This is a genomic window from Pseudoalteromonas sp. MMG033 (assembly GCF_057197785.1).
This window is the reverse complement of sequence record NZ_JBXVAL010000002.1, coordinates 72,026-98,998: the sequence shown is the minus strand read 5'-3', so window position 1 is coordinate 98,998 and position 26,973 is coordinate 72,026. Positions and strand designations below refer to the sequence as shown.

Annotated in this window: 22 protein-coding genes; 9 read left to right on the top strand and 13 right to left on the bottom strand. The window is 42.4% G+C overall.

Annotated features, from left to right (window positions below; genetic code table 11):
• The first annotated feature begins 32 nt into the window (after window positions 1-32).
• A complete protein-coding gene (gene arfB / locus AC2CZC_RS21940) occupies window positions 33-446 on the top strand; it encodes an alternative ribosome rescue aminoacyl-tRNA hydrolase ArfB (RefSeq protein WP_484585782.1) in 414 nt (137 codons plus the stop codon).
• Here the strand turns inward: arfB and AC2CZC_RS21935 are convergent.
• From AC2CZC_RS21935 to AC2CZC_RS21920, 4 genes are read right to left on the bottom strand one after another with little or no spacing between them, the layout of a single operon-like run.
• Window positions 436-1,686, bottom strand: coding sequence for an ATP-binding protein (locus tag AC2CZC_RS21935; RefSeq protein WP_484585415.1), 1,251 nt, complete (start codon window positions 1,684-1,686; stop codon window positions 436-438). The two genes, arfB and AC2CZC_RS21935, sit on opposite strands and share 11 nt — an antisense overlap.
• 6 nt (window positions 1,687-1,692) lie before the next feature.
• Window positions 1,693-2,385, bottom strand: a complete 693-nt coding sequence (locus AC2CZC_RS21930) for a response regulator (RefSeq protein ID WP_484585414.1) — start codon at window positions 2,383-2,385, stop codon at window positions 1,693-1,695.
• Window positions 2,385-2,786 (bottom strand): DUF3019 domain-containing protein, encoded by a 402-nt coding sequence (locus tag AC2CZC_RS21925; RefSeq protein ID WP_484585413.1) that lies wholly within the window; start codon window positions 2,784-2,786, stop codon window positions 2,385-2,387. The genes AC2CZC_RS21930 and AC2CZC_RS21925 overlap by 1 nt, the downstream gene beginning before the upstream one ends.
• On the bottom strand, window positions 2,776-3,771 hold the full coding sequence (locus AC2CZC_RS21920) for a MipA/OmpV family protein (protein WP_484585412.1): 996 nt from the start codon (window positions 3,769-3,771) through the stop codon (window positions 2,776-2,778). Before AC2CZC_RS21920 ends, AC2CZC_RS21925 begins: the two co-directional genes overlap by 11 nt.
• Before the next feature lie 155 nt (window positions 3,772-3,926).
• On the opposite strand from AC2CZC_RS21920, the gene AC2CZC_RS21915 reads away from it, so the two are divergent.
• Window positions 3,927-6,071, top strand: coding sequence for a beta-propeller domain-containing protein (locus tag AC2CZC_RS21915; RefSeq protein WP_484585411.1), 2,145 nt, complete (start codon window positions 3,927-3,929; stop codon window positions 6,069-6,071).
• 80 nt (window positions 6,072-6,151) lie between these two features.
• On the opposite strand, the gene AC2CZC_RS21910 is transcribed toward AC2CZC_RS21915, so the two are convergent.
• From AC2CZC_RS21910 to AC2CZC_RS21895, 4 genes are all read right to left on the bottom strand, one after another.
• The gene (locus tag AC2CZC_RS21910; protein WP_484585410.1) at window positions 6,152-6,682 is read right to left on the bottom strand and encodes a GNAT family N-acetyltransferase; all 531 of its coding nucleotides are present in this window, start codon (window positions 6,680-6,682) and stop codon (window positions 6,152-6,154) included.
• 24 nt (window positions 6,683-6,706) lie between these two features.
• Window positions 6,707-7,441, bottom strand: coding sequence for a 5-oxoprolinase subunit PxpA (locus AC2CZC_RS21905; RefSeq protein ID WP_484585409.1), 735 nt, complete (start codon window positions 7,439-7,441; stop codon window positions 6,707-6,709).
• A gap of 17 nt (window positions 7,442-7,458) precedes the next feature.
• Window positions 7,459-8,256: a D-glutamate cyclase family protein gene (locus AC2CZC_RS21900; RefSeq protein ID WP_237136181.1), complete on the bottom strand. Its 798-nt coding sequence runs from the start codon at window positions 8,254-8,256 to the stop codon at window positions 7,459-7,461.
• Between the two features lie 79 nt (window positions 8,257-8,335).
• On the bottom strand, window positions 8,336-10,105 hold the full coding sequence (locus tag AC2CZC_RS21895; RefSeq protein WP_484585408.1) for a glycoside hydrolase family 3 protein: 1,770 nt from the start codon (window positions 10,103-10,105) through the stop codon (window positions 8,336-8,338).
• Window positions 10,106-10,320: 215 nt separating this feature from the next.
• On the opposite strand from AC2CZC_RS21895, the gene AC2CZC_RS21890 reads away from it, so the two are divergent.
• The gene (locus tag AC2CZC_RS21890) at window positions 10,321-11,112 is read left to right on the top strand and encodes a substrate-binding periplasmic protein (RefSeq protein ID WP_484585407.1); all 792 of its coding nucleotides are present in this window, start codon (window positions 10,321-10,323) and stop codon (window positions 11,110-11,112) included.
• Here the strand turns inward: AC2CZC_RS21890 and AC2CZC_RS21885 are convergent.
• Both AC2CZC_RS21885 and AC2CZC_RS21880 read right to left on the bottom strand, forming a co-directional pair.
• On the bottom strand, window positions 11,109-11,513 hold the full coding sequence (locus AC2CZC_RS21885; protein WP_484585406.1) for a type 2 periplasmic-binding domain-containing protein: 405 nt from the start codon (window positions 11,511-11,513) through the stop codon (window positions 11,109-11,111). The two genes, AC2CZC_RS21890 and AC2CZC_RS21885, sit on opposite strands and share 4 nt — an antisense overlap.
• A gap of 12 nt (window positions 11,514-11,525) precedes the next feature.
• Window positions 11,526-12,725 (bottom strand): hypothetical protein, encoded by a 1,200-nt coding sequence (locus tag AC2CZC_RS21880; protein WP_484585405.1) that lies wholly within the window; start codon window positions 12,723-12,725, stop codon window positions 11,526-11,528.
• Between the two features lie 258 nt (window positions 12,726-12,983).
• Here AC2CZC_RS21880 and AC2CZC_RS21875 point away from each other — a divergent pair, with 258 nt between their 5' ends.
• From AC2CZC_RS21875 to AC2CZC_RS21855, 5 genes are all read left to right on the top strand, one after another.
• Window positions 12,984-14,603, top strand: a complete 1,620-nt coding sequence (locus AC2CZC_RS21875) for a methyl-accepting chemotaxis protein (protein ID WP_484585404.1) — start codon at window positions 12,984-12,986, stop codon at window positions 14,601-14,603.
• 105 nt (window positions 14,604-14,708) lie between these two features.
• Entirely contained in the window at window positions 14,709-15,428 is a 720-nt protein-coding gene (locus AC2CZC_RS21870) for a winged helix-turn-helix domain-containing protein (RefSeq protein WP_484585403.1), read from the top strand.
• A 135-nt stretch (window positions 15,429-15,563) separates the two neighbouring features.
• Entirely contained in the window at window positions 15,564-16,124 is a 561-nt protein-coding gene (locus AC2CZC_RS21865; RefSeq protein ID WP_196760570.1) for an RNA polymerase sigma factor, read from the top strand.
• Window positions 16,117-17,175 carry a FecR family protein gene (locus tag AC2CZC_RS21860; protein ID WP_484585402.1) on the top strand — a complete coding sequence of 353 codons (1,059 nt, stop codon included), beginning with the start codon at window positions 16,117-16,119 and terminating at the stop codon, window positions 17,173-17,175. The genes AC2CZC_RS21865 and AC2CZC_RS21860 overlap by 8 nt, the downstream gene beginning before the upstream one ends.
• A 12-nt stretch (window positions 17,176-17,187) precedes the next feature.
• A complete protein-coding gene (locus tag AC2CZC_RS21855; RefSeq protein ID WP_484585401.1) occupies window positions 17,188-20,019 on the top strand; it encodes a TonB-dependent receptor in 2,832 nt (943 codons plus the stop codon).
• A gap of 61 nt (window positions 20,020-20,080) precedes the next feature.
• Here the strand turns inward: AC2CZC_RS21855 and AC2CZC_RS21850 are convergent, their stop codons facing one another.
• The 3 genes from AC2CZC_RS21850 to AC2CZC_RS21840 all read right to left on the bottom strand — a co-directional run bounded on the left by AC2CZC_RS21850 (window position 20,081) and on the right by AC2CZC_RS21840 (window position 26,293).
• Entirely contained in the window at window positions 20,081-22,192 is a 2,112-nt protein-coding gene (locus AC2CZC_RS21850; protein ID WP_484585400.1) for a hypothetical protein, read from the bottom strand.
• Between the two features lie 293 nt (window positions 22,193-22,485).
• Window positions 22,486-24,744: a calcium-binding protein gene (locus AC2CZC_RS21845; RefSeq protein WP_484585399.1), complete on the bottom strand. Its 2,259-nt coding sequence runs from the start codon at window positions 24,742-24,744 to the stop codon at window positions 22,486-22,488.
• Between the two features lie 505 nt (window positions 24,745-25,249).
• The gene (locus AC2CZC_RS21840) at window positions 25,250-26,293 is read right to left on the bottom strand and encodes a GlxA family transcriptional regulator (RefSeq protein ID WP_484585398.1); all 1,044 of its coding nucleotides are present in this window, start codon (window positions 26,291-26,293) and stop codon (window positions 25,250-25,252) included.
• 28 nt (window positions 26,294-26,321) lie between these two features.
• On the opposite strand from AC2CZC_RS21840, the gene AC2CZC_RS21835 reads away from it, so the two are divergent.
• On the top strand, window positions 26,322-26,927 hold the full coding sequence (locus AC2CZC_RS21835; RefSeq protein WP_484585397.1) for a LysE family translocator: 606 nt from the start codon (window positions 26,322-26,324) through the stop codon (window positions 26,925-26,927).
• The last annotated feature ends 46 nt before the right edge of the window (window positions 26,928-26,973 follow it).

Below are 26,973 nucleotides of genomic sequence, written 5' to 3'. Positions count from 1 at the left end.
GTGAGTCAATTCAAAAAGGCAATTTAGTTAGTATGTTACGTTTATCAAATAATGTAGAGCTGTCCGCTTGGGAAATAGAATTAACGGCAATTAGAGCACAGGGTGCCGGAGGCCAAAATGTCAATAAAGTATCGTCAGCTATTCATTTACGTTTTGATATAAATCGATCTACTTTACCTGCTTTTTACAAAGAACGCTTACTTGCACTTAAGGATAACCGGATCAGCAAAGAAGGCGTCATCGTACTAAAGGCTCAGACGTATCGCACTCAGGAGCAGAATAAAGAAGATGCGCTTAATAGGTTGAAGCAGCTTATTCTTGATGCGATCAAAGTTGAGAAATCACGCCGTCAAACAAAGCCGACGAGAAGTTCGCAAAAAAAGCGTTTGGATACAAAAAACAAGAGAGCACAGACAAAAGTGCTCAGACGTTCTGTTAAGTTTTAGTGTTTAAATGAGCTGGCAATAAAACGTTGAAGCTCGCACCTTGCATTTCAGACTCTGTGACCCAGCACTTACCATTGTGCCAGCTGAGTATTTTGGTCACAATGGCAAGACCAAGGCCAAACCCGCCGGTTTCCTTGCTGCGACTGCTATCGAGACGTGTAAATGGACTAAATACACTGTCACGCTTGTCTGCAGGTATGCCAGGACCATCATCAGATACAGATAAAATTGCGTGTTCACCTTGAAGTTTGAGCTCTACTTCAATTCTTTGAGCGCCGTATTTTTCAGCGTTTTGCAGCAAGTTTTGTAACACGCGTGCGAGATAATGATCGTTTCCTACAACCTGAATATCTGAAGCAATATTTTGCTGAATCTCCTTGGCAGATGACGCTAAGCACTTATCTAACTGCGCTTTAACTAGATCACTAAAAAGAACAGTTGTTTTGCTCATCTCACGCTCTGAAAACTCTAAGCGGGCATAACTCAACATTTCGTCGATTAAAAGCTCCATTTCTGTGACATCTTGATTCATAGCTTGAACTTGCTGTGGATCTTTTGGCGCCAACATTGCCAGCGCAAACTTTAATCTGGCAAGTGGGGTTCTCAGTTCATGTGATACTGCGTTGACCAAGTGTTTTTGGTTTTGCATCAAGCTGGCAGTTTGCAAGGCGAGCTTTTGTATATGCTGAGTAAGCGCTGAAATAGCGGAAAACCTTGAAGGTTTTGCCGCAATATCTAGTTGACCTGTCGCCAGTTGCTCTGTAATCCGTTTAAGTTGTTCTAAGTCACGCCAAAGAGGGCGCAGCCACAGGATTAATAGCAAAGCTAAAATAGAGAATGAGATGAGTTTAAAGCCGTATTTAATCCATATAGAGGGTCGTTTGGGCTCGAACGGGCCTAGTTTAACGATACTTACCCTATCAGCTAATCGCATGAAAAGCTGGTAGTTATCACTACTGTCAAATGAAATGACCACATCGCCTTTATCCAAAGCAGCGCGCTGCTCTGGAAACCAAGCGACATCGTTAATATGAATAATATCTAGGTCGTTCTTTTTGGGATAATTTTCAATGCCAACAGTGTTTAAAATGTCTCTTAAGTTGTCCGCAACTTGCTTTGCATAGCTTAATTCATTGGGTGTTTGATTAGCCCAGTGTTTCCATATGTATTCACTACTTTGATTGATAGCGATAATACTAAAAAAAACAAAGAAATATAAACTCGCTAACAGTCGGAGCATGGTGCATTAATCCCAAGCTGATTTAGAGCACAAGTAACCTTTACCCCAAACAGTCACTAATCTAAATGGCTGCTCAGGATTATCACCTAGCTTCTTACGTAGGCGAGAAATACGCACATCTACACTGCGATCTAAACCATCATATTCACGCCCAACGACTTGATTGTAAATATGTTCACGACTTAAGGTTTGCCCCGCGTGATTCGCCAGCTCCCATAGCAGGTCGAATTCATAACTGGTTAGTTCGACTTCTTGACCTGCTAGGTAGGCTTTACGGGCAGCTTTATCTACTTCCAGTTGGCCAAGCTTGATATTCTCAGCACTTTCTTCTTGCTGCTTGCCACCGCGTCGTAGCAGTGCATTAACTCGGGCGAGCAAAACATAGGGTTCAACTGGCTTGATGACATAATCATCTGCGCCAATTTCCAAACCTCTTACATGATCAAAATCACTGTCCTTGGCTGTTAAAAATAACACTGGGCCAGAATAGGCTTGTCGTATTTCTCTACAAATAGAAAAACCATCTAAATTGGGCAACATAATGTCCAAAATAACGACATCAGGTTGTTGATCTATGATGGTATTTACCGCTTTAGCACCATCATTCACTATGGTGACTGCAAAGTTATTACTTTCAAGAAATTGCCCGGTCAGGGTTGCAAGTCTTTCATCGTCTTCAACAAGGATTACTTTAGCCATTAAAAAAAGCTCCAGTCAGATTTTAGTTTACGCCTATACTTTCGGCTTACTGCTGCGTTTATCTTTACTTTCTGATTTGCTAATACATGCATCTTTTCGTTTTTAAGTGAAAAAATCATGTCTTCAGAAATAGAGATACTGATATTGGTTTTTGCTTTTTGCGTGTTCTGCCAACACTGCAACGAGGTATCATTTTTAAATAAGCAAACATTTTGCGGTGTTTGGATAGACCAGTCGACCGAAATAGTCATTTCACAAATCTGGCCCATAGATTTAACCATGCAAACCATAGGTTTAATTTCAAGTTTTGCTCTTTTTGTTGGTGCGGTATTCGCTTGTGCGTTAACCATTTTTGACAATAACAAACATAAAACAAGGATAGAGGACTGCTTAAAACTCATATAATCCCCCAATAAAAATATTGGACGAAGAGCTTTGATCTACAAGTGGACTATCTTTAATGCCGGCACCGAGCCAAGTATGTCTTGCGCTAAACTTGAACTGCCAGTTTGAACTTAACTTATAGTTAAAAGCAACGCCTATATATGGGTTTACAGTGGCTTTACCTTGATATAAATGGTGCTGTGATTGTGAGTCTTTGAGGCTGATCCCATAATAATAATCAACTAAGTGCTTGTTTTTGTATTCGGCCCCAAATTTGACTTTTAAACGGGATGGACTGTCGGTTTGTATTGGAATGACAAAGCTGTAATCGAGGCTGCCGTGATATCCCTGATAAATATTTGTCACATCATGAAGCCAAACTAAGGTTAACTTAGAAGAATTTGCAAAATACCAATGTGCAAGTATGCCGCTATCTAGCGCCCAGTCTCGTTTAGAGATTGTATCCAGTGAAATTGATTCAGCAGGTTCATTTGGTTCCGGATCTTCTCTATCATTACTTGAATCATTATCCCCATCTGTAACGCCACTATCTCCATCAGAGTTCACACCATCTGAGTCTGGCTGGCTCGTGGGCGGGTTCGATTCATCTGGTTCAGGCGTGATTACTGGGTTACTTGATTCTCCAGTGAATGAATTTTTGACTAATATATTACTCGGGTGGAAGCGTTCAAAATATGCCTGCTCAGTGTTCAGCTGGGTAATGAAGCTGACATCGAACTTGTCTTGCTCCACAAAAGTGTAGCCAGCAGTTGTGTTGTCAAAGAAGAACTTATCGCCGTAATAATTAATGTAAGGCAATATTACTAAAGGCACGTTATCCCCGCCCCTGACAGGGTTGGTGGCAACACCTGCACCTACGGCAACAGAAAAATCCCATCTGCCTACTTCAGTGCATTGCTCATTGTCCTCACTACAGTTTGCAATACTATCCTTCGCGAATAAGCTGCAGCACAGAGATAACAATATGAAAAACTGTTTCAATCAATTTACTCCTGTAAAACCTAGAGCTAAATTTACCAGTAATTTTCGTAATTACCAGAAGTGGTTACATTAAATAACAAATAGATCGAGCGAAATAACAGAACAATGTCGTGACTGTATTAAAGTAAAGTTACTTTCATTCAAGGAGCAAAACTATGTTTTATTCAAAAGTTACGCTTTCGCTAGTACGAGCTGGTGTTGCATTGGCTGTACTACCTGCATTGGTTGCATGCGGAGGTGGCAGCGATAATAATAGCAATAGTGATAATAACGGAGATCAAGGACAGTCGACTTTACCAACCAGTGTGCCTGAATTGAATTGGTTAGGTGAGTCATCAGCTAAATTAAAGAAAGCATCGTCCAGTGAGTTTAGTTCACTACTAAAAAATGGTGCTTTTTTAAATCGGGTACCAGTTAACGAAACTGATTCTTCAGTGCCCGTCAATGCCTCACCTGTTTCCGATGGACAGTCAAGCGCAGGGTTTTCTTCTACCAATGTGATTGAAGCGGGTGTTGATGAAGGTGATCGCATTGAATATGATGGGGACTATCTTTATATAGCCGCCCACTCTGAACAAGAACTCTCGCAAAGTGCTGTATTTAGGCAGTATATCCGTGTAATGAAACGAACTGACCAAGGTATTGAAGAAGTTACACAAATAGAGGCCTCTGACTCGCTGTATAGTCAGCAGGATCTATATTTGCATGAGGGTCGCCTTGCATCTGTATTCAAATACCCCGTGCTCACTCTAGAGGCGCCTACTGATTCCAATGACATTGCCTCTACTTCACCATCAGTAAATACGTTTTCTAACACGTTTGAGTTGAGCTTTGCGGATGTCAGTTCACCTGAGCAACCACAAGTGATCAACCAGTATCGCATTGAAGGTAATATCCTCGATAGCCGAGTGATAGGGAATGAGCTGTATGTGGTCAGTGAGTACCTTGCTGCATTTGATACCGATGAGACCGATGAGCTGGCTATTTATCAGGCACTTTACCAAGCTAATGTGTCGGATCTAATTCCAAAAATTAAGGATTTAAACTCTGGGGAAGAGTCCCCACTGTTTGATGCAAGTGCTTGTTACATACCAACAGATGCAACTGAATTAGACAGCGCAAACACAATTACGACCATCACTAAAATTTCTATGCAGAACCCTACAAGTATTGAATCTACTTGTATTAATGCGCCGTCTGATGGGGTTTATGCTTCTCAAGAGAGTATTTATTTACATAAGCGCTTTTGGCCCAGTGACGTATCAAGCTTTGATGACTTATCGCAAACCGCACTGCATAAGTTTTCACTCAATGATGGGGTGGTTAGCTATAGTGCATCGGGGGCAGTAGAAGGGTCGCTCGGTTTTGGCGGAAATCTGATAGGTATGATTGAACCTATTTTCGTGTCAAATGTCAGTAATGCGGCTTTCAGGTTAAGTGAATATAACAGCCAATTACGCGTTGTCACTACGCGTTTTAGCGAGTCGAAGGGCATGGTACATCAGTTATTTGTATTGCAGCAACAAGGGACTGATCTTGAAGAGATAGCACGTTTGCCAAATGAAGCTCATCCGACGCCGATAGGTAAGGTTGAGTCAAATGGTATGGTAGAGGAAAATATCTATGCGGTTCGCTTTATGGGCGAGCGAGCTTATGTGGTTACTTTTAGACAGATAGACCCGTTGTATGTATTAGATTTATCTAAGGCTGATGAACCTATCATGGCTGGTGCGCTTGAAATCCCGGGTTACTCTGCATACCTTCACCCCGTGTCTGATGAGCTGCTCATTGGTGTCGGGCAAAATGTCGATGACTTTCCATTTAATGCCTCCGATGATTCCTCAACTGATATAGCGCCCAATTTTGGTGCCAAAGTGAGTCTATTTGATGTAAGTGATATGACATCACCCAGTTTAATTAAAGAACATGTTTTTGCAGGTGGATATACCCCTGTCGAATTTGACCATCACGCTTTCAGTTATTTAAAAGTCAGCGATCAAACGTTCCGCATGACATTACCTGTGGAGTCATGGGAAGTCACTATTCAAGATGACAATACCAGCAATTGGGGTAACAAAAATGAGTTGGCAGCATTTGAGGTTAGCACCGCAGGTTCAGGGTCTTTAACTTATATCGGTAGTAGTGTTGCAACCTATGATGAGCCCCTGCAAAGCGTTCCTTATGTGCGCGCAGCAGATGATAGAGGCGTCATTCATGGAGATACGATCTTTTATGTCCATGGAAATTTCGTCTGGTCTAGTTTATGGCAGTCGCCTGATGTAAACGCTGGCCCTTTCTAAATCGTGCACATTGATGTTCCAAGTGAAATCTTGGAAAGACCAAGCGCCACCTAACTTACGCAGGGTGGCGCTTTTATGTTTTATCGATGTGGGTTATGCAACGTAAGTTGGAGATCATCAAATATCTGTTCACCTATTTGATAATTTTGTTTAATGACTTGAAAAACAGTAAATCCGAGCTTGTTAAGTAACTGCTCAGATGCATTATTTCCGACAGTAACAGTAGCTAATAGTGTGTCATAACCTTGGTGAGTAAATGCATAGTCAATAACGGCTTTGGATGCTTCAAACGCAAAGCCATAGCCTTGTTGAGTAGGACATAACATAAACCCCAGCTCAGCAATGTTTGGCTTGTCCGAGAAGCTTTTAAACCCATGTAAGCCGATGCATTCTTCTGTATCAACTCGCTCTATGACTAGCGTGAGCCACGCATCAGTTTGTTTTTGCCAATGAGTACAGCGTTCATCAAAAAGTGATTTCAAAGTTTGCTGTGCTTGTATATCTGCGACGTAAGCCATGACATCTGGATTTTGGTTTAATTTCTTAAACAGCTGCCAGTCATTTTTAGTCAGCGGCCTGAGCCTTAATCGCGGTGTGATCAGCTCCATCATTATCCCTACTTAAAATGCAAACAGTTACTGTGGATCGTTGAGTATCGTTCTTATTTTCTCTATTTGTTTTATGGCGTGAAGGTTATCGCCGTGCACGCATAGCGTGTCCGCTGCCAGCACGAGTTTGTGTCCGCTTGCGGTTATCACGGACTGACTGCCAGCGAGCAGCTTTACTTGCTCTAATAATTTCTCTTCGCTATGCACTGCGTGAGGCTCAGAGCGAGGTGTGAGCATCCCTTCATCGGTATATAATCTATCGGCAAATGCTTCCAAGAGTAAAGTCACCTTGTATTGCTGGGCAAGGGCGCGGTGCTGCTTTGCTCGTGATGTGGCTAAAATCATTAACTTCAGATCACTTGGGTATTGATGGATAGCCTCTATGAGCGTGGTTAATATAGACTCATCACGCATCATGTCATTGTATAGCGCGCCATGGGGCTTAACATAACTGAGCGTCATTCCAGCAACTTTTGCCATCCCTTCTAGCGCTGCTATTTGATAGTGAATACAGTTGATGAGCTCTTGTTTAGCCATGGTGAGCGAGCGGCGGCCAAAACCTTGCAGATCAGGGTAACTTGGGTGGGCACCAAGTAGTACATTATGCTGCTTAGCAAGTGCTATGGTTTTTTGCATAACACTTGGATCACCTGCGTGAAATCCACATGCAACGTTTGCCATGTCTATGAATGGCATGGCCTCTTTATCAAGCCCCATTTCCCAAGCACCAAAGCTTTCACCCAAATCACAATTTAACTGCATGCCAACCTACTTTTTAATTATTGTATTAACAGATCCATATCTGGCCTATCTGTGACCAACATATGTTGAGGACTGTTTATAATACACAATTCTGGCGCTGCACGGGTAATCGCGAGATGAGCGGTTAGGCTGGTTGTCCAAAATACAGGTTGCTTATCGTCTGGAATGAAAATCGGGTCTCCAAAGTTGGGCTTTTGCAAATTATTAATCCCAATGTCAGCTGGGTTACCAAAATGAACTGGAATACCATGTGGAACGCGGCTGATACTACCAGCTTGTATGGCACGGATAATTTCTTGCGTATCCATTGGCCTTAAACAGACTACTTTATTCCCTTTAAACGGCCCTACCGATTCGCTGGGTATGTTACTGATATACATAGGTAGGGTATGTGCGGGGCTGGACGTGGTGTTATCAAAGCCAAAAGTGTGTAATACATAATCAAATGCAACATAGCTGGCAAGCGCAAAAGTGACGAAGTCATCGCGCCAAAGCTTTTCAATGTCAGTGACTTCATCTACCAGTTGCCCATCGCGAAGCACTCGATATTTAGGCACATCTCTACGTATGTCGATGTTAGTTCCCAGTGCACTGAGGTGGTATTCGCCGTCGTTTACACTGGTTGCTAATAAGGGACAACAATCATGGTTATTTTGGCAATACTTTTGAAAGTCAAAAGCATAAGCCTTAGGCAAAATCACAATATTACATTGCGTGAAGCCGGGCACAAATCCATTGGTTGGACCTGAATAATCCCCGGCTCTGATCATTTCACGAATCGCGTTAGGTGCCGTTAAGGACGCCTTTGGATCCATATTACCCCCACAAAAATAGACATGATTTCATCAATGCGAGGCGGCTTTTAGGTGACGTATTACTAGTTTGGGTCACTTATTAATCGATGCTGACTGGCAATGTCCCATGGGCTTTTGCGTTACCAGTTATCACCTTTGCCAATGCTGTATATGCAGGCCCGCGCACATCATTTTCAATAACTACATCCACATTATAGGCATAGCTTGCTAAAACCGCTTGATTGTACGGTGCATATTTTGCAATTTCGTATGGCGCACGCAAGCTGATAAATAAACTTTCTTTTTTATGTGTGTGTGCAAACTGCATTAGCTCAAATAATGCTTTGGGCTGTTGCTGCTTTGATACTTCATAAGACGCTAGTTCTGCTAAATCATCCATCCCACCAATTTCTGCTGCGCTTTGCTCGGGTGATGCATAGGCACTTATCACCCAATCAGCTTTTAATATTCCCTGTTTTGCTCGCTCTGGTTTAAAAGCTTGGAGGCTAGTAACTGAGATCGTAATATTTTTATTTATCTCAGTGAGCAAAGCTTGCTTTAAAGCCGCTGCTTTTTGTCTATCAGGCATAATTAAATGAATATGGGCACCTTCTTCAGCTTTGATTGGCAGCACGTTTTGATTTTTCACTTCGGTTATCGCCGCAAGCGCTAATTCAGCTTCAATTTTTCTATGCTGAGGGTTGCCAAGCATGCTTTTTGCGATAGCAAGACTGGGTGTTCCATTTTTGCTGAGCATGCGAGATTTGAGCTTGGCAATTCGTTGATTTGACTGGATCAGGTCATGTTGATTGAGTTTACCCGTTTCAACTGCGTTTGCGAGTGCATCAAAAAACGTGACAAACTCTGCCAAATCTTTTGGATTTCTTACTTGTATTGGCATTAGCGCTATATCCACCCCAGCATTAAAGGTTTCAATAACCGCATCAACAGGTGTAAAGAAGTCACTGACACCAGCCATATCAAGCGCGTCAGTGATAGTTACACCTTGGTAATTCATTTTACTTCTGAGTAAGTCATGCATAATGGCGCGCGACATCGTGGCAGGGCGAATCATTTTTTCACCTTGCTTATTCGTCACTGTACTGCTGTCTAATTCTGGGTATTGAATATGTGCAGTCATGATCATACCCGGTTGTTGTTGCTTGATAATCTGTGCAAAAGGGTAAAGGTCTTGGCGCTCAATTTGTGCCAATGTATGGTCAACCTTTGGCAGTCCAGTATGGCTGTCTACATGGGTATCTCCGTGACCTGGAAAATGCTTGAGTGCAGAAATAACCCCGTGATGCTCAAATGCTTTCACTTGTGCAGCGCCTAAAAGTGCAACTCGATTTGGGTCTTCGCCAAAAGAGCGGACATTAATAACTGGGTTCAGTGGGTTGGCGTTTACATCAACAGTAGGCGCAAAGTTCACGTTGATCCCAAGGCTGATCAGCTCCTTGGCGATCACTGTAGCAACGCTTGTTGCATACTTATCACCGTGTTTATCATAAGTTGCACCTATGCTCATATTGCCAGTGAACGAGGTTGCTTCTGCACGGTTGATCCGCGCTACGCGTCCGCCTTCTTGGTCAATAGAAATAAACAGTGGCGTCTCGCTGGCTTGTTGCAAGTCGGTTGTGAGTTTAATGATTTGGGCTGTTTGCTGCACATTTTCAGCAAATAAAATCACGCCACCAATATGATATTGTTTGATAAGCGAAGCCAGTTCAGGGGGCAAGGACGTCATGGGCTGACGGCATTGGACGTCGTTTTGGCAAAAGTAGCGAAAGTCCAGCATGAGCTTTTGTCCAAGCAGCTGGCGAATATCGGTTTGGGCGCTGTTGGCGCAGGCTAGTGTACTCATTGTCATAATGCTCAGTAAACCTACAATTTTGAGAGAATTAAAAATACGCACGGCATCAAGTAGTTAATTTTTTGCTTACTGTATCATGTGAATGGCTGAGTTTAGAGGCTTAAAATTGAATTTAATGAAGTTTTTAAACGGCCTAGTTGGTGCTTGTTCAAGGTCTATTTATTTTAAATGGTCTATAACTAACAGTAGGAATTTGTGGGCGCGAGAGCCGCATGAATAAGCAATGTTGCATATATCTATTTTTTTGCCTTTTTAAAAGTGTCGCAAGTGACGCCCAGTGTACGTTAGTGCGTTTGTCTGGCAGTCCAGATATGCCGCCTATTAGTTATGCCATCAATGATGAGAAGCAGGTTGGAATAGGCTTTGAGTTTGTGCGCACCATTATACCCAAAGAAATCACGGTTGAGGTAACAAGACCTGCGCCAATGCAACGTGTGATGCAGTGGGCACGTGATGGTCATATTGATATGTTTGTGGGGTTACAAAGCGATAACTACCCCAAAGATTGGTTTACTGTTCTACACCCTGCCATTACAGATTCTGCTTATGCGGTATTTTATCGTCGAGGCAAACGCGTTATGAACATGAATAAGTTATATGGTTTGAGAGGTGCAATACTGCGCGATATGTCGCTCAAACCTGACCCAGCGCTCAACCTTGAGATAGACAATTTACAATTACTTCGTACCGATAGCATTGCTAAAGCCATTCAATTGGTTAAATTAAAAAGGATCGATTATTTTATCGCGCCCCAGTGGCAAACAATTAATACGTGGTTTGAATCTGGCAAAACAGTGCCTTTGGCGATGTTACCTGAGCCTATTCAAATTAATCATGTGTATCTGGCTTTGTCTAATTTCAGCCCCTGTTTAGAGCATAAAGCGTCAATTGAACAAGAAATTGTAAAAGCAAAACGCAGTGGTGTAATGGAAGCTCTGCTAGAGCAGAGCTTCTTATATACTAAAGCAATTGATCAGTTTTATAATTTGATTGAGTCACCTTAGAAGGACATGAGCACTTTAACACTGCCGTCGGCACTGCCACTGGTGACATATCCAATTACATTCGGGTTATCAGCAACTAACTTCATAACTTCCTGATCATTCGCCATGCTTTTAGGCGGTTGACCTTTTCCTGTAAATAAGAGCTTGGACCAATAGGCTTTCAGCTGGCTAGCACTGCGACCAACGACCTTGGTATTGAACTCTTCCGTTACTGGATTACTGTCAACTTGGCTAATGGGAATAACCTTGGCTGAGCCATCAAACGTTTTTAATTTACCCAAAAAGATTTGCTCAATTTTGCCTTTATCTAGCGCTGCGTTATTAGAGGGGTGGACAACCACATCAACAGCGAGAGCTGAGGTGGATAACATAAGTACAGTAGTAAGTAGTATAGCTTTCATGTTGTCACCCCATTAAAAAACGATGTCTACGCCAGCGCTCAAGACAGTAAAATCTTGGACGTTGGGGCGCGTGTCTTCACCAGATAAATACTGGAATTTGAACGCGGCATTAGAGTGAAAATCATAGCGAACTGACACACCAATCGCATCAAACTCTCTGAGCGACAGTGTATTTCTCAATGCCTTTGCAGTAGCAAATAAGGTTGGGTGAGAGATGCCTTTGAGGAACTCTAAATCCCCTTCATCTTGAATCGATTTCTCGTGATGGACGGTAACAATTGTTTTATCCATTACACGATAGCCAAACGCGGTATACCAAGCACGGTTGAAGCCATCTGATGAGTCTTCAACGCCATAGTTAGCGAATTCGAAATCAACAATAAATTTCTCATAGTCGATATGAAAACCTGAATAACCGTATAAGCCGTCCTTACCACCCCAAATGACTGCGTTTTCGTATTCTGTAACCTGTTGCGCGGTCGCGCCCTGGCTAACGGCTAGCTCGACGGCTCCTTTAGTGGCACCTAAAATGGCATTGCTGTCGACACTGCCTCCTTCAATTTCCACCATGAAGAAGCCTGCAAATACGGTCCACCAGTCTTTGCTTAACTCGACTCTGACAGATATCTCGTCTTTAAAGCCAAATGTTTCGTCATTTTGTGTAGCAGCAAGGAAGGTGGTGCCATCCCAATTACCATAGAGTAATTTAGTAACGAGCGAGTAATCACCAAAAGTGAAGTTACTGTCTAAGGCTATCCCTTCAATGGTTGAAAAATCAAAGCCGGCGTACACGGCGCGAGGAAGGCGGCCAAAATTATTGGTAAAGCCGACGTTTTGATATTCAGACTGGTAAAAGCTTGGGTTTGCAAAACGACCCATGCTGATGGTGTGCTGAGGCGATAGTTCATAACTGATATATGCCCAACGAGCCTCTGCGTCAAAATCCTCAGTGCCCTCGGCCATAATTTGTATAGTTGCACTAAGTCCTTCGCCAAGGTCGGTTCTCGCTTGAAGTGCAAATAGAGATTCATCTGAAAATGAGATATCTCCATCAGTTTTGTGTGTGGGAAATGCAGATGTTCCGCCGTCACTGTCCGCTGAGGTTGCGCGCAGTGATGCGAAGCCATTAAATACGACGTCTGCGTAACTGCAGAAGCTGCATGATGCAAGTGCTCCCCCAATTAACAACTTTACAGCATTATTAGATTTCATAGTTTCACCCTGTCCTGTGGTTGTATTAGGTGCAACCGACTACATGCACCACTCTAACCGTAGAACAAGATTACTTATTTACTAGTTTGTAAAAAAAATTTCCTATTACGAAGACGAAATAACTAGATTTATCGAAAATTGTCGAATAATTGGCAATTTACGTAATTTTGTCCAAGATTATATTTACAAATGTACCAAATGAAGCTGTGCGGGTTATCCCTACTGCTTTTCTAATGACGCTCATGCAGGATACTGAACATGCTGTGGTTCAAAAACCTTCCGCTATTTTATAAAGTTTGTCTGATCGTGGCTCTGTCCATTTCTGTCTTTATTATCAACTTAATCATAAACTTTGCCGCTTTTAAAAGTACGCAACAAGAGCTGTTATTGTTGGAGCAAAAAATATATAAAACGGTTCAATTATCGACGATTAATAGTGTGCTTATCAAAAGAGCAGATGAGTTATTCAGTCAATCTGTGTCTTTTGCAGACAAAGATGTGCTTGCCCAAGCATCGCAGACAGTAGCTGGACTGACAGACAATATTGCCCAATTGGCTGATTTAGATGATAACAATCGGGCCATGCTTAACGAGCAACTTGTGGTGATTGATCAGTATCGCAAATTGTCTGAAAAGCTGGCTGATGGGATGATCACAAACACCATTGATTTTAGTCAGTTACCAACGCTTGCAAAGCAAAAAGCCGATTTATTTGAGCAAACAGATGCTGACTTAACAAACTACAGGGAAGTGGTCGGACAGTATTTTAAGGAAACCATTGAAAAAGCAAATCAAAGTGGCAACGATGGGCTTTGGATGTCGGTGCAAGCAGGTCTTGTGTTGAGCATTCTGTTATTGGTCGTGGCACTGTCTGTGGCGAGAAATATCAGTAGCACTGCGAATGCGCTGCGTTTATCTTTAAGGGAACTTGCTGATGGGAAAGGGAATTTAAATCAACGCCTAACCGTGATTGGCAAAGATGAGTTGGGGCGCACGGCATTTAACTTTAATAAGTTTATGGATACCTTAACAGAGTCTATTAAAGGCGTGATGGCAGTTTCTCAGCCCTTGTTAGATACGTCAAAAAAGCTAGTACATAGCACGGAAAATGTGCGTAACCTCACGGACGAACAAGCGTCACAAGCTTCACAAACTCAGCAGTCTATCAATGAACTCATTCAGTCAATAACGAGCATCAGTGAAGCAGCCTCTGCGGCTAACACTGCGGCGCAAGAAACAGAAGTTGAAGCGCAAAATGGCCTTAGGGCGGTATCTGATAATATCGCAAACTCTAAAGATTTAAACTTACAAATTGGAGAGGCCGCAGACGCGGTCAATGATCTGGCAAAAGGCACTGATAGCGTTTCGTCGATTTTAGATGTAATAAGCTCGATTGCTGAACAAACAAATTTGTTAGCACTAAACGCGGCGATTGAAGCAGCTAGGGCGGGTGAGCAAGGACGTGGTTTTGCTGTTGTGGCCGATGAAGTAAGAACGCTTGCATCAAGAACCGGTGATGCAACAACAGAAATACGCACTTTGCTGGACTCGTTGCAAAATGCGGCTGATCGCAGTGTGAAGATGATGACGCAAGCCAATGATCAAGCGAGTAGTAATGAAACGCGATCGCTTAACGCAGGGCAGGCCCTTGAAGAGATCCAAAGCAAGATAGCTAATATTACCATGATGAATAACCAAATTGCGTCTGCGGCGGAGCAGCAGAGCTCAGTTGCTAACATTGTTGCTGAAACGATTGAAAGAATGAATACTTCTCAGCAGCAAGTGCATGCCTCATTTTCTGATTTAGATGAGGTATCTCATCAACTTCACGATGCTTCAGACCACTTAATGGAAGCAACAGGTAAGTTCAAGATGTGATCTTTTTTAGATTGAAACTCATCTTTGAATTTATTTAAAAAGTTTGGACGATTAAGATTTGTTACCCGTCATACTTGCAATGAGTGTAATTGTGAGGTGTTAAAGTTGGGTTTAGCCATTTACGGTTATGACCGCTTAATTATCGTTATGGCGAAGATTTTATTGTTTGAACAAAATGAAGCATTGGCAGATAAATTAGCTTCATATATCAATGGCGAAGGACATCAGTGCTATCAGCTGAGAAATGAAAATCATATTGTAGATTGGATTTTATTAAACCACCCTGATCTTGTTATTCTCGACCAAGCTTCCTTAGCTGGGAATGCCATAAAGTTTTGCTCTGAAATATACTATTCATCTAGCACATTATTGATAGTTACAAGCTGTAGTCAGCAAGGAGTTGATCAATTAATTGCATTAGGTTCTGGGGCAGATGATTTTATTTTTAAACCCTATCTCCCTGAAGAAATGGTGGCACGAGTCAACGCCATGTTACGTCGGTTACAAAAACTAGCCGCAATGCGCCATCGTGTTCAATTGCTTGAGCACCATTTTAGAGTCAAATATGCGGATAAAGAAGTGCAGCTCACAGAGGTGGAGTTTAATTTATTTCACTTATTGTATAGCCATCCTCATACTGTCTTTAACAGAGAGGATATTCGCAAACATATTTATAAAGATCATCGAGTTGTATCTGAAAATACAGTGAATAGCCACATTCGTAACCTACGTCGGAAGTTAAAGGTTATTTCCCCCCAACATATGTTAATTACCAGTGTTTATTCAGCGGGCTACAAATATCAACCATGTTTAGATCAGAAATGAGCTTAATTTGGGCGCTCAGTATTGCGTTTTAGTAAATTTGGCTGACTTGTCATACTTAAGGGCGCAGTGATAAAATCGCGCATCATTTGGCCATTTCATTGCCACCGTTTTACTTTTGAGCTAGAGAGCACACACTTGTCTGAGACAGTAAAGACAACATCAAAAATCAGCCATTTAAAAAGTCATTTGCTCACTAGTTTGTACCACAAATACAGCCAAGAAATTTGTGCTTTTTTAAAAAGTAAGTTTGGCGAGCCACCAGACTCTGAAGATATAGTACAAGCAACATTTGAGCGCTTTTCCCGGCTTGAGCATCAAGAAAAAATCGAAAATCACCGTGCATTTTTGTATAAAATGGCGCAAAACTTGGTGTTAGATTTTAAGCGTTCAGAAAAAACACGACAGCGCTATATTGACGAACAAATCTCTGATCCTGATGTCAGTTTGGACGACAGAGAGCCTTCACTCGTTTTAAATAATAAGCAGAAATTAGCATTGATAGATAGAGCTTTAATGCAGCTTCCAGCGCAGCAGCGACAATTATTCCTGCTCAACAGGGTTCATCAAATGTCTTATGCCGAAATTGCCAGACGGTGCGAGATGTCGCAAACAGAAGTAAAGCGCCAGGTCGCTAAAGCAGTGCTTATTTGCAGTAATGCGTTAAATCACCAGACAAAGGTAAGTGCTAATGACTAAATCCAATGATGTTTTCAGTCGCATTGACACCGATTTAAATACAACATCTTCGAAGCAACTTATCGAACAACAGGCTACCCATTGGTTACTCATTCAAGATGAACTGGATCTTGAGCAAAAAGTGCAATTTGAACAGTGGCAGATCATAGACCCTGAACATGAGCGTATTTATAGACGCCTAGAGGACGCGCTTTCATTGGTAGAGCAAGTACCGGTGGCACAAAGCTCAGATCCTGAAATGCTGGTTGAGCAATTAAAAAGTTCGTCAAAAGTCACAATGAGTACTGATGAGTCAGCAGCGAATAATCACATATATCGCTGGTTTGCTGTTGCGGCGAGTGTCATGTTAATAGCTATGTTGGGGTGGTTTGGGCAAGAGCTGCAAGGGGCGAGCCCTGTAATAGCACAGCAGATATATCAAACTGAAACAGCGCAAGTTGAAACATACCAGTTAGTCGATGGCAGTGTGGTGACGCTTGGCCCTGATAGCAAGTTGCTGGTGTCTATCTCAAATCAAGTTCGGTCATTGAAGCTACTTTCCGGTGAAGGGTATTTTGATGTTGTTGGCGATAAAGCTCGACCCTTTATTGTCTCTTCCGGTCAAGTGGCTATTACCGTAATAGGCACTGAGTTCAATGTGCGTTTCAACCCGAGCTCGATTCAGGTGGCGGTTGCTGAGGGGCAAGTTGAAGTGGAGCTGCAAGGCAAGCATGCCAAACTTCAAGCAGGAGAGGTTATTTTTGCAGATAACAGCAGAGGGCTGAGTCAAGTAACGCCTATTGACCCGACGTTGATTGATGATTGGCAGCAAGGCCAGTTGATTTATCAAGATGCGCCTCTGGGTCATATTGTCGCTCAGCTAAACCGGTATTACGCTGGCCAGATCATTGTGGTTGGTGACAATGTTGAACAGCTGAGAGTCACAGCTTCATTTTCAACCCAAGATATTCCGTCTGTGATACAAGATCTTGCTGCGATGTTGTCATTAGAATACACGCAGTCAGGTGACACATGGCTGCTTACTAAGCCTGCCATGGTTAAAACGAATTAATGTAAGAGTGTAATGCGAAATCTATTTTTATTGTTGAGTGGTCTGCAGTTAAGCACATTAGCAACTGCAAGTGAGCAAAGTATTCGTGTTGATATTGAGCCTCAGCCCCTAGTCCAAGCGTTATTTCATGTGGCTAAGCAAAGTGAGCAATCTATTTTTACTCAGCCCGCTTTACTTAAAGGGTTCCAAACGGCACAAGTCAAAGGCCAATTTACACTTGATGAACTACTCCAAATATTGCTCAAAGATACTGGCCTTAAAGTTAAGCAAGCAAGTTCTGGCTACATTGTTTATCGGCCAAATAAGGCTAATGATGCCAAAAGGAAAAAGCGTAAATCTGGGTCTAAAAATAATAGTGAGATCGAAAGAATAAGCGTATTAGGTCAAAAGGGGGCAACTACTGAGGCGGTGTGGCTGAAGCACAATTATCAAGTGGGTCTTGTTGATTTAATTGCTGCGGATGATATTGGCGAGCTGCCGGACATTAATGTCGCAGATTCATATCGCCGGATCGTGGGTGTGCACACCATCAATGATTCAGATGAGGGGCAGTTAGTGACTGTTCGTGGTGTGCAATCAGGCATGAATTCCGTCACGTTAGATGGGATGGCGCTTGCTAGTGACCGGCAGCACACTCGGGGCGTCAATTTGGAAACTATTCCGGCCTCTTCTGTGGGCCAGCTGTGGTTGTATAAAACGCCAGATGTGAGCTTTAATGGCAACTCTGTTGGGGCGGTGATGGACCTTAAGAGCTACAGTGCGTTTGATAAACGTTCTCCACACTTCAGGTTTGATGCTGAATTATCTCAGTATAGTTATCAAGATGTGCCCGATGACGACGACAAGTTGGGTTTAAATATACGTAGCCAATACAGCCGTGTTTTTGGGCAAGATTCACAGTTCGGTTTGGTTGCATTTTGTATGTATTCAGAAAAATCACGAGACCAAAGCAACCTCAGTAATCAATATCATGTCAATAAAGAGGGGCAAGCGTTTATTAGTCGCTCCCGCCAATCGGCATATTCAAACGTGTGGGTACGTCAGGGCGGTTCAATTAAGCTTGAAGCTGTGCCAACAGAGCAAAGCTATGGGTTTTGGCATAGCTATTATTACCAGCAAACAGAAAATGAGCCGCGTAATAGCTTTGCCTTTGAGCAAGTGCCCAGAACGCCAGTAAAAGTGAGGCAAGATCAGGCTGAGATTGAACAGGCTGATTTAGTTATGGATACCATCTACAGGGACACTGAACGTAGACAGCTTGGCAGTCATATACATTTTAAAAATGAGCTTAGCTCACGTCAAAACCTCAGCTTTGATATTGCTTACAGTGAGGCGAGTTCGGATAGGCAAGATGAAGAAAGCGTGTGGCAAAGCGCAACCAGTCTAAAAGAATATCACTTGTTGGGGTATCAACATACGGGGTTCGACAGTGATAGGAGCTGGTCAGTAAACGATCCTCGTTTTGCACAGAGCCCGCGTGCCATAAAGCTTGACGAATTTGAATTACAACGCAGAGAAAATAACAACACCATATTAGACTCTCGAGTATTGTATAACTGGCATGCCGACGGTAGCAGGTTGGGTTGGAGTGTTAAGTCTGGACTGCGCTATACACACAGCAAGGTGCGATCTAATAGAGATGTAAACCGATACGATGTTAAAAAAGATATCTCAATCGGCAAGCTTGTTGGTGACAGCAGGTATTCGGTAGATGCTTTTGGGCTTAATTTACCTTGGTTGTCTAATGAATATGTAAGTAATTACTTTTATAAAAATACCAGTGATTTTGAGTTAAACAATAACGCCAGTGAGTTTGCAAGCTTGAGGCATGACTTTAATAGTGTCGATAAAGTCAGTGCTGCACACCTTGAGTTAATTAACCAATCTGATAGGTGGCGCTGGTCTATCGGTACTCGTTACGAATCATGGCAGCAAGAAACGCAAGGGCAAGATATTAATATGAACACTCGCAGCGTCACGCCAAATGGTCTTACGTTGAAGGACTCACAGTGGTTGGGAGTCTTGCGCGGTCGTTATGATATAACTGACAATTGGCGCATATTTGCCAGTGTTGGGCAAAGCGTTGCGAGACCAGATTATTTTGCTAGTAATAACCTAAATTCTGTGAATGAAAGGCGCGACTATACGGTTATCAAACGAAGCGATCCAAACTTAAAAACCAGTCTTGCAGAGAGTTGGGATGTATCAACTGAGTACTATTGGCGAGATGGTAATCTGGCCTCAATGGCGCTATTTAAAAAGTATATTGATGACACCGCAGTGGATACGCGCACAGTACTGGGTGAGCAAGATAACCGAGTGATACTTGAGCAAAAGTCTAACTATGGTCAATCTGAAGTCAATGGCGTTGAATTGAGTTTAACACTGCAAGATTGGTCTGCGTGGTCAAAGCACCTCAAAGGGTTCGGGCTGGTGGCAAATGCGACGATTTTGTCTCATGAGGTGTGCTACGAAATACCTAATCAAGCTGTGTCTTGTTTAGACTATCAATTTGGCCAAGCTGATAAAACGGCGAACGTGATTGCACATTATCGATTTGGTGGCAGCAAAACAGAGATCCGTTTGGGCTATCACTACGCAGGTGAGTACTCACCTTACCAGCCATTACCGCTTACTGCTCAAACCCGAGAGGTGTGGCAAGCCTTTTCACAATGGGACATGCAGCTGCGCTATGACGTCAACAAAAAATGGGTGATGAAAGCCAAAGTACGTAATCTCACCAACGAAAAGCGTCGCAGTATGACAGGTGAACATCAGCAAATGTTGGCCAGTGAAATTGAATTTGGCCGCTCTGTTTGGTTTGGGTTCTCTTACCGAGGGTAATAGAGCTTATGAGTTATCAAAGCCCGATAGTTCGGGCTTTTTTAATTTCTAAGTTAATAATTTAATGTGGTGATTGATACACCATGACTTCCCATTGCTGATGCTGTGCACCTATATGATTACTGAGTGTAGGGTGGTTGATGTAAGTCCAAGCCACTTTGCCATCACCAATGTAGATCAGGTCATCTAGGCCACCCCAACCATAATCTGTAAATGACAATGTCTCAGTGAGTTTGTCACCTTGCTCATTAATTTCAACTAAGTGATATGTTTTTGGTATGAGCGCGCGGTCGGAGCCAAGCGGCTGTAAACTTTGGTTGTCATCAACACATTGGAACTTGGCATAGCCCAGTAAAAATCGACCATTATGCAGGTTGACCAATTGCGGATCTGAGTATTGGCAATTATCATCGCCCACTAGCCAACGTGTGGAACTGGTTTGATCTTCTCTAGGTGTATTCCTGCTGCCACCAATTGGAATGCCAAATAAGCCAATTCTTGTGGCGCTGGTGCTGTCCATGTGTTTTTCGCCAGCCAAATTTTGTGTTGATACTAGAGGATAGTGCTGGATGTTTATTTCTTTATGGCGCAGGGCTGATAAGTAATCTAGCTCGCAGTTTGAGAATATGCCTTTGCTTAAACAGTTGGTGCTGTAAACATCTGGTTGTGGAGTAATATTTAAATGAGAGATGAAGTTTTTCAGGTCTGATTCAGCCACTTTTTTTGGGGCTACAGCAACAGACAGTCCGTAATTGTCGCGTACAGGCACAAAATTATGAATGCCACCTCGGGTAAACGCGGCATTATTGGCCGGTACGGTGAACAGGTAGGTGCCAGGGCCTTTATTGGAGTTAGCCTCTGACTTAATCGCAAGTAACCCATGGGCGCGTTTTGGGGATTTTTTATGGGGTTTGACAGCTTTTGAGAACTCTTTATCGGTCATATCTGTCGTACACACCGCACCAAACTGGTCGTTGTTGGGGTCATAATAGCCACGAATATGTAGTACATGTCCTTTGCCGCAGTTCCACTCCCAGCCACGTTCATTATAGTCGATCTTGAGAGTCGTTCCTTCGCGTTGTAACACGATAAGCTGCGCTGACTTATGTTTGGTGCCGTTAATATGATTGTACACCGCCGCCACATTGGCGATGGCATAGCTTTGGTCCTTTTCTGAATAGTTTAAAGAGACGTTTCCTAGGTGTTGAGACTTCATTTTCGTCGCTACATAGGCGTCGTACTCGTGGCTGAGTGGCTCGTTGTGCCATTCAAGTAGCCAGGCTTCGGTGTTTTCATTTTTTGCCATTGCTTCGACACACGTGAGAAATTGCGCTTTTTGCTCATTATTTGGCAAAGCGCTTAGTAAGTACTGCCATCTATCTTGTTGTTTAAACGCATTGCCTTGTACGACAGTAGAGAATGATTTGAGCTTTTTTCGGTTTGCCCCAAATTGGTTAACCAAGGTGTCGATATACGGTGTAACAGACAGGGTATTATGTGGGTTATTGTCCAAACACTGAGAGACATAATAGCGGTTGCTGGCAATCAGAGAGGGAAGTGTCATGGGGGATTTTCGTGATTTTCGAATACTTAAATCATGCATTGCTCTGTCAATGGTGGCGTGATTATCGGCGTGTTTATTGACAAAATTTCCTTTTGTTTGAGCTGGTAAATCAATCACATGCTCATCCCGCTCAGATGCACCATGCGGCTTTTCACACACCACGGCAATGCGCTTGCAGTCCTTACTCACGCTAATGCCATGGCTTGCAATGCACTCATTGAGTACACGTTGGTTTTCTGTGTTTTCAAAGATGCCGCTTTGTGGGTTGAATTTGAGCTCGTAGACCGCGCCAAATCTGGGTGATTGTGTATCACCGCTGATTGATTGAACGGTTGTAGATACAAACATACTGGGCGAATCTGTATGAGTATTGCAGCTGGCGATATAGTTGCGGTGGGGGATTTGTACTTGCTGCTGTTTTATCTCCTGCGCGGTTCGGCCAATATAGTGGGCAACGGCAGGTCGCTCTTTGGCGTTGAACATATTATCTGGCAGTGAAACCATCGCACTACTCACCGTACCAGTAGCGTCGTTTGTCGTTGCGTGGCAGGCCAGTGAGGTGAAAAGTGCAGTGACTAATAAGGATGACTTAAACTCTGTTCTAAACATCAGACATTCCCTCTTTATAATTAAAACTCATTGCTTGGATACCTGTTTTGATGCGTGTAAAACAGGCGATGACAGCCGGAGTATACTGACGAGTCAGAGGGAAAAAATGGCTCGCAGTGATGTTGCATACAATCTGCATAATTGACGCAGATTTCTGCACATTGTGCAGGTTTTTTAGTGATTTTATATGAGGTTATTTGGTTATGTTTGGAAGAACAGATGTGCGTTTGGCTGAGTATAGAAATAAAAAAGCCCCGCATGAGCAGGGCTAAATAGTGATTTTTTAACTCGTACTAATCTTTGGACTCGATAAAACTAATTTCTCCAAGATAGTTTTGCAGCATCATTGATATGTCTTCTGAGTAGATAAAGGTGCTTTTCTCTCCCCTTTCAATGATGATATCCGACTGCAACAAACCGAGTTCAGACAAATCAATACGATCATGCTTACCAAAGTCTTCTATGACATCATTGCCCAGACTCATCACGAATATATCGCGGCCAGAGCCACCAATGAGAATATCATTGTTTGCGCCACCATTGAGTGTATCAGCGCCTTTGTCACCTACTAATATGTCTTGACCATCATGGCCGAATAGCTTGTCTGAGCCTTGGCCGCCGGCGATGAAGTTTTCGAAGTGGTTGCCATGAAGTTCATCCACATATGGAGTCCCCATTAGGTTCTCTACTCGGTCAGAAATTTGTGATAGTTTGACTGTCTGTCCGGCAGCTAAAGACTCCAGGGTTAATGTATCTACGCCTGTACTTCCATAATAAAAGTCATTTCCTAAACTGGCGATAAATAGGTCATTCCCCATACCACCATATAAATTGTCATCACTTTGCCCACCACGGATCACATCGTCGCCTTTACCGCCTTTGAGGGTATTATTAAGTGCTCCCCCAATAAGGACATCATCTCCTGAGCCGGATAAGAAGGTAACGAGCCCACCTTGTCCAGTAAATACTTGATTTATAGTAATATTACTTGCATCAATGGTAAAGTGTGCGGGTATTAAGTTTATGTCTTTAGTTTCAATAGTTTGATCATGATTTAATGTTGGTAAAACTTGTCGCCAATGCAGGCTCTCAATATTACTTATTTCCATCACTTGTAGCGCATCAGATTTGACTTTTATCTGGCCATTTTGTAGTTGGTTAGCTTGAGTTGAACGCATTAATTGACTAATTTTTATCTCAAGGGCATCTTCACCGAGGCCGCCATTGACGATTTCAATTTTGTCACCTCGTGTGGCGTCGAGTCGCAGAATATCGTTTCCATCACCACCGTCTAAGGTATCTAGACCGTTACCTGCTTCAATCAAGTCGTTACCAAACCCCCCCTCTAATACATCATTTTTATTGGTACCAACTAAAAGGTCGTCCTCAGTGCCACCAAATCCGTTTTTGACCCAAATGAGTTTATCCTTGCCACTGCCACCATAAGCTTTGTTCACACGGCTTATAAAATCGCCTCCTTCACCACCAAACCCTGAGATTTCCCCATAAATTGATTTACCGATAATGATGTCATCGCCCTTTTCTCCATACATACCACCACTGTTGAAGTTAGTGATAAGGTCATCACCATTTCCTGCAAAGGTATTGCCTTTCGCATTGGATGCCATATACAAAAAGTCATCACCACCACCACTTCTTACATTACGAAACTTGATATACGCGTCTGAAGAGTCAGTCGGCATATTAATACTGTGCTTAGAGCCCGCAATATACACAAGGTGATAATACTTGTTTGGACTATCATAATGGTGCATATGGTCTTTAGATGAGTCATATGTATGCTGTTGTAACTGCGCTGTATCGCCATACTGTTGGTAATACTCTGGCCGTTTTTGTTTTTTGGTTTGTTGAGGTTGTGAGCTTGAAGAATTATTACAGTAACCCGTATAGTTGCATGTTAGGCCAACTCCTACATCTTCATGCATATCAATATATTCCTTTGCGAAATCAATAGGATCATTTGTGAGCTTATAACTTAACTCTGAAAATGAGTAAGCAGTCCCCAAAATAGCTTGATTGGGCACATCAATTAACTCGTCTACCCATTCATACTTACCCATATCTACATCTTGACCAAAAAATGCTTTACTCGGTGCTTGGGTTGCAAATTGCTTATTTGGAAAATAAGCAGCTGCATTGTCTTGGCCTGCGACTCGCAGGACGCCACCGATCACACGACCGGCGTAGTCTAATGCATAATATGTCAGATAAGTGCCTGGCGTGGATACAATAAAACTGCCTTTAAGCGCTGGGAAGAATGTACCCATATATCCTTGCATTGTTGTGAGAGCATACATAGTGCCTGAGAAAATATAAGAATTGTCATCGCTGATGTTTTCAGTTTGCATAGACTGGGAAACTGGTAATAAGTGCAATTGTTTTGGGAGCTCAATGTCATAAAAGTGCTGAAATTGTTGCTCTACTTCACTGAGTGTATCAAGCTCAGCGGTGTCATAAATATGTGTATTTGCCAAACTTTGTTGAGTTGATAAGCTCAATAGCAATGCTAAACGGATTTTGCTTAACTTCATAATTTTTTCCTGTGTGAATGAAGAATTTACCCATAAGACGGCTAAGTCTCTTCGTTCGTCCAAGTTTTTTGCTTACTCAGATAGCAAATTGATGTTCAAACTCATTATGAGTATGAACTTAATCGTTTTCTCTTAATTTATAGGACTCATTTATAAAGCTTTCACTCAAGTTTATGACATGGTTCATTAGAGGCTTTTTCTCGAATTTAGCCGTGTTTGTTGATTGTGGTTGCTTAGAGGGATGGGAACGATAGGGGATTATGGCACCTACAGCACGATCTGAACCCAGCGGGTAGTGTTGGAACTGAGTGTATTTCCCCATTGATTGATATGCATGCGTAGGAGATTGCGCAAAGCACGGTATAAACAGGCAGATGAAAGTACTGAAGTGTGTGACATAACTGCATGTCAAAAACATAATAAGTTCCATTCTTATCATTTATTTATACTGTGACGTGCAAGTCAATGTAATCGTCCAAGCCTTTTGAACTTAACGAATACTTTACTACGAGGCTTCATCTCGCACTTTACTGGGAGTCTTATTAAAAAAGCGCTTAAACGCCTGCCTAAAGTACTCTAGATTATCAAAACCAACTGACTCAGCTATTTGCGAGACGCTTTGTGGCGTATTGAGAAGCAGCCACCGCGCTTGTTTCATTTTTAACTGATGTAAATACTGCGAGGCAGAGCATTGAAATTGCTTCTCCATTTTTCTATCAAGCTGTCGGCGGCTTATCCCTGTGCGATTGGCAATGTCTTCGATGGTTTGTTTGTGCGCAATAGACTCAAAGATATAGGTTAGAGCTTTGTTTAGTAAAGGGTCGTTGACATTGGGGGTATCAGCAAAATTTGGCTCTAACTGATTGAGTCTGGGTTGCTCAATGATCATGTCAGCAAGCCCTTTGTTGGCCTGTGGTTTGCCAAGGTACGTAGAGATCAGCTCTATCGCGAGCTCAACGGTTGCAGTGCCCCCAACACAGGTTGTGATCCTATTTTGCGTTTCGAACAGTAGATCTTTGGCGAGATGGAGACGAGGAAACATGGCTAAAAACTGCTGGTGATGTCGCCAATGTACCGTCACTTTCTGATTGCTTAACATTCCTGACTGTGCGAATGAAAACACCGCGTTGTCAATTGATACCAAGTGCGCGCCTAAAGCATATGCTTTTTTTATTAACGGTTTTAGTGTTTGTGCTTTTTCAATTGCTGATGAAATATTTCTCCCACCAAAAACAACAACGAAATCCGATTGATAGAAGGGGGTTAAATTATCTTCGCTAGATAAGCTTGTGACTTTATGCATGCTGCCACAGCTGGAGGCAACGAGCTCTTTATCTAAAGCGTAGGATGTCCAACTGCAATATCTTTGAGAGCTAAAATCGGCTTCATCAGAGGAAAAACGCAACTTATCTAAAAAGCTAGCATAAGGCAGCAAAGAAAACTCCGGTAGGAGTAATAATGAAAAATGAGGTCTTTTTTTCACACGATATGACCAGAAATCATTAAAAAAAGTCCAGATAACATAGCACTTTTTTCCTTCCTTCTCCATAAAATGTCCCTCGATTAGGGAGGTTTTTATGGTTCTAAGTGATTGGTTTATTTTGGTATTAGCATGCAGTGCTATGTCTTTTAGCCCAGGTCCAAATGCCATGTTAGCCCTGACTACCTCAATAAAGTCAGGGCACAGTAAGGGGCTGCAATTAGTTTTAGGCGGTGCGCTTGGCTTCGCTGTATTGATTTTATGTGCATTGTTTGGACTGAACTCTATGGTTGTGGCATCCGAGCAATTAATAGACTGGTTTAAGGTCATAGGTAGCGGCTATTTGTTGTATTTAGCAACGAGTACTTGGATAAATAGCTCGAAAGGTTTGGTTGAAGCTAGCAGTGAAGTGCACTCAGGCTATTTTTTCAAAGGTTTTTTGTTGGCGTTATCTAACCCCAAAATAATTTTGTTCTGGATTGCGTTTATTCCAACGATTGTTGATGTCAGCTCGATAGATTTTTCGTTTGTTTTAATTTTACTACTGACTTTTTTAGTGATTGAAGTCTTTGCTGAGGGTGGGCTGGTTCTACTTGGGGCGAAGGCACAAAAAATACTGCAAAAGCATGTCACCCGTATTGAGAGGTTAAGTGCCATTATTTTAGCTGGGTTTGCGGTTTTAATTTTATCTGCCAGCCAGTAGCAGATGTTTTACATAACCATTTATATAAATATATTAATAATTAATG

Coding starts and splice junctions, on each gene's coding strand:
- arfB (WP_484585782.1), top strand. CDS start 33: ATGTTACGTTTATCAAATAATGTAGAGCTGTCCGCTTGGGAAATAGAA.
- AC2CZC_RS21935 (WP_484585415.1), bottom strand. CDS start 1,686: ATGCTCCGACTGTTAGCGAGTTTATATTTCTTTGTTTTTTTTAGTATT.
- AC2CZC_RS21930 (WP_484585414.1), bottom strand. CDS start 2,385: ATGGCTAAAGTAATCCTTGTTGAAGACGATGAAAGACTTGCAACCCTG.
- AC2CZC_RS21925 (WP_484585413.1), bottom strand. CDS start 2,786: ATGAGTTTTAAGCAGTCCTCTATCCTTGTTTTATGTTTGTTATTGTCA.
- AC2CZC_RS21915 (WP_484585411.1), top strand. CDS start 3,927: ATGTTTTATTCAAAAGTTACGCTTTCGCTAGTACGAGCTGGTGTTGCA.
- AC2CZC_RS21910 (WP_484585410.1), bottom strand. CDS start 6,682: ATGATGGAGCTGATCACACCGCGATTAAGGCTCAGGCCGCTGACTAAA.
- AC2CZC_RS21905 (WP_484585409.1), bottom strand. CDS start 7,441: ATGCAGTTAAATTGTGATTTGGGTGAAAGCTTTGGTGCTTGGGAAATG.
- AC2CZC_RS21900 (WP_237136181.1), bottom strand. CDS start 8,256: ATGGATCCAAAGGCGTCCTTAACGGCACCTAACGCGATTCGTGAAATG.
- AC2CZC_RS21895 (WP_484585408.1), bottom strand. CDS start 10,105: ATGACAATGAGTACACTAGCCTGCGCCAACAGCGCCCAAACCGATATT.
- AC2CZC_RS21890 (WP_484585407.1), top strand. CDS start 10,321: ATGAATAAGCAATGTTGCATATATCTATTTTTTTGCCTTTTTAAAAGT.
- AC2CZC_RS21885 (WP_484585406.1), bottom strand. CDS start 11,513: ATGAAAGCTATACTACTTACTACTGTACTTATGTTATCCACCTCAGCT.
- AC2CZC_RS21880 (WP_484585405.1), bottom strand. CDS start 12,725: ATGAAATCTAATAATGCTGTAAAGTTGTTAATTGGGGGAGCACTTGCA.
- AC2CZC_RS21875 (WP_484585404.1), top strand. CDS start 12,984: ATGCTGTGGTTCAAAAACCTTCCGCTATTTTATAAAGTTTGTCTGATC.
- AC2CZC_RS21860 (WP_484585402.1), top strand. CDS start 16,117: ATGACTAAATCCAATGATGTTTTCAGTCGCATTGACACCGATTTAAAT.
- AC2CZC_RS21855 (WP_484585401.1), top strand. CDS start 17,188: ATGCGAAATCTATTTTTATTGTTGAGTGGTCTGCAGTTAAGCACATTA.
- AC2CZC_RS21850 (WP_484585400.1), bottom strand. CDS start 22,192: ATGTTTAGAACAGAGTTTAAGTCATCCTTATTAGTCACTGCACTTTTC.
- AC2CZC_RS21845 (WP_484585399.1), bottom strand. CDS start 24,744: ATGAAGTTAAGCAAAATCCGTTTAGCATTGCTATTGAGCTTATCAACT.
- AC2CZC_RS21840 (WP_484585398.1), bottom strand. CDS start 26,293: ATGGAGAAGGAAGGAAAAAAGTGCTATGTTATCTGGACTTTTTTTAAT.
- AC2CZC_RS21835 (WP_484585397.1), top strand. CDS start 26,322: ATGGTTCTAAGTGATTGGTTTATTTTGGTATTAGCATGCAGTGCTATG.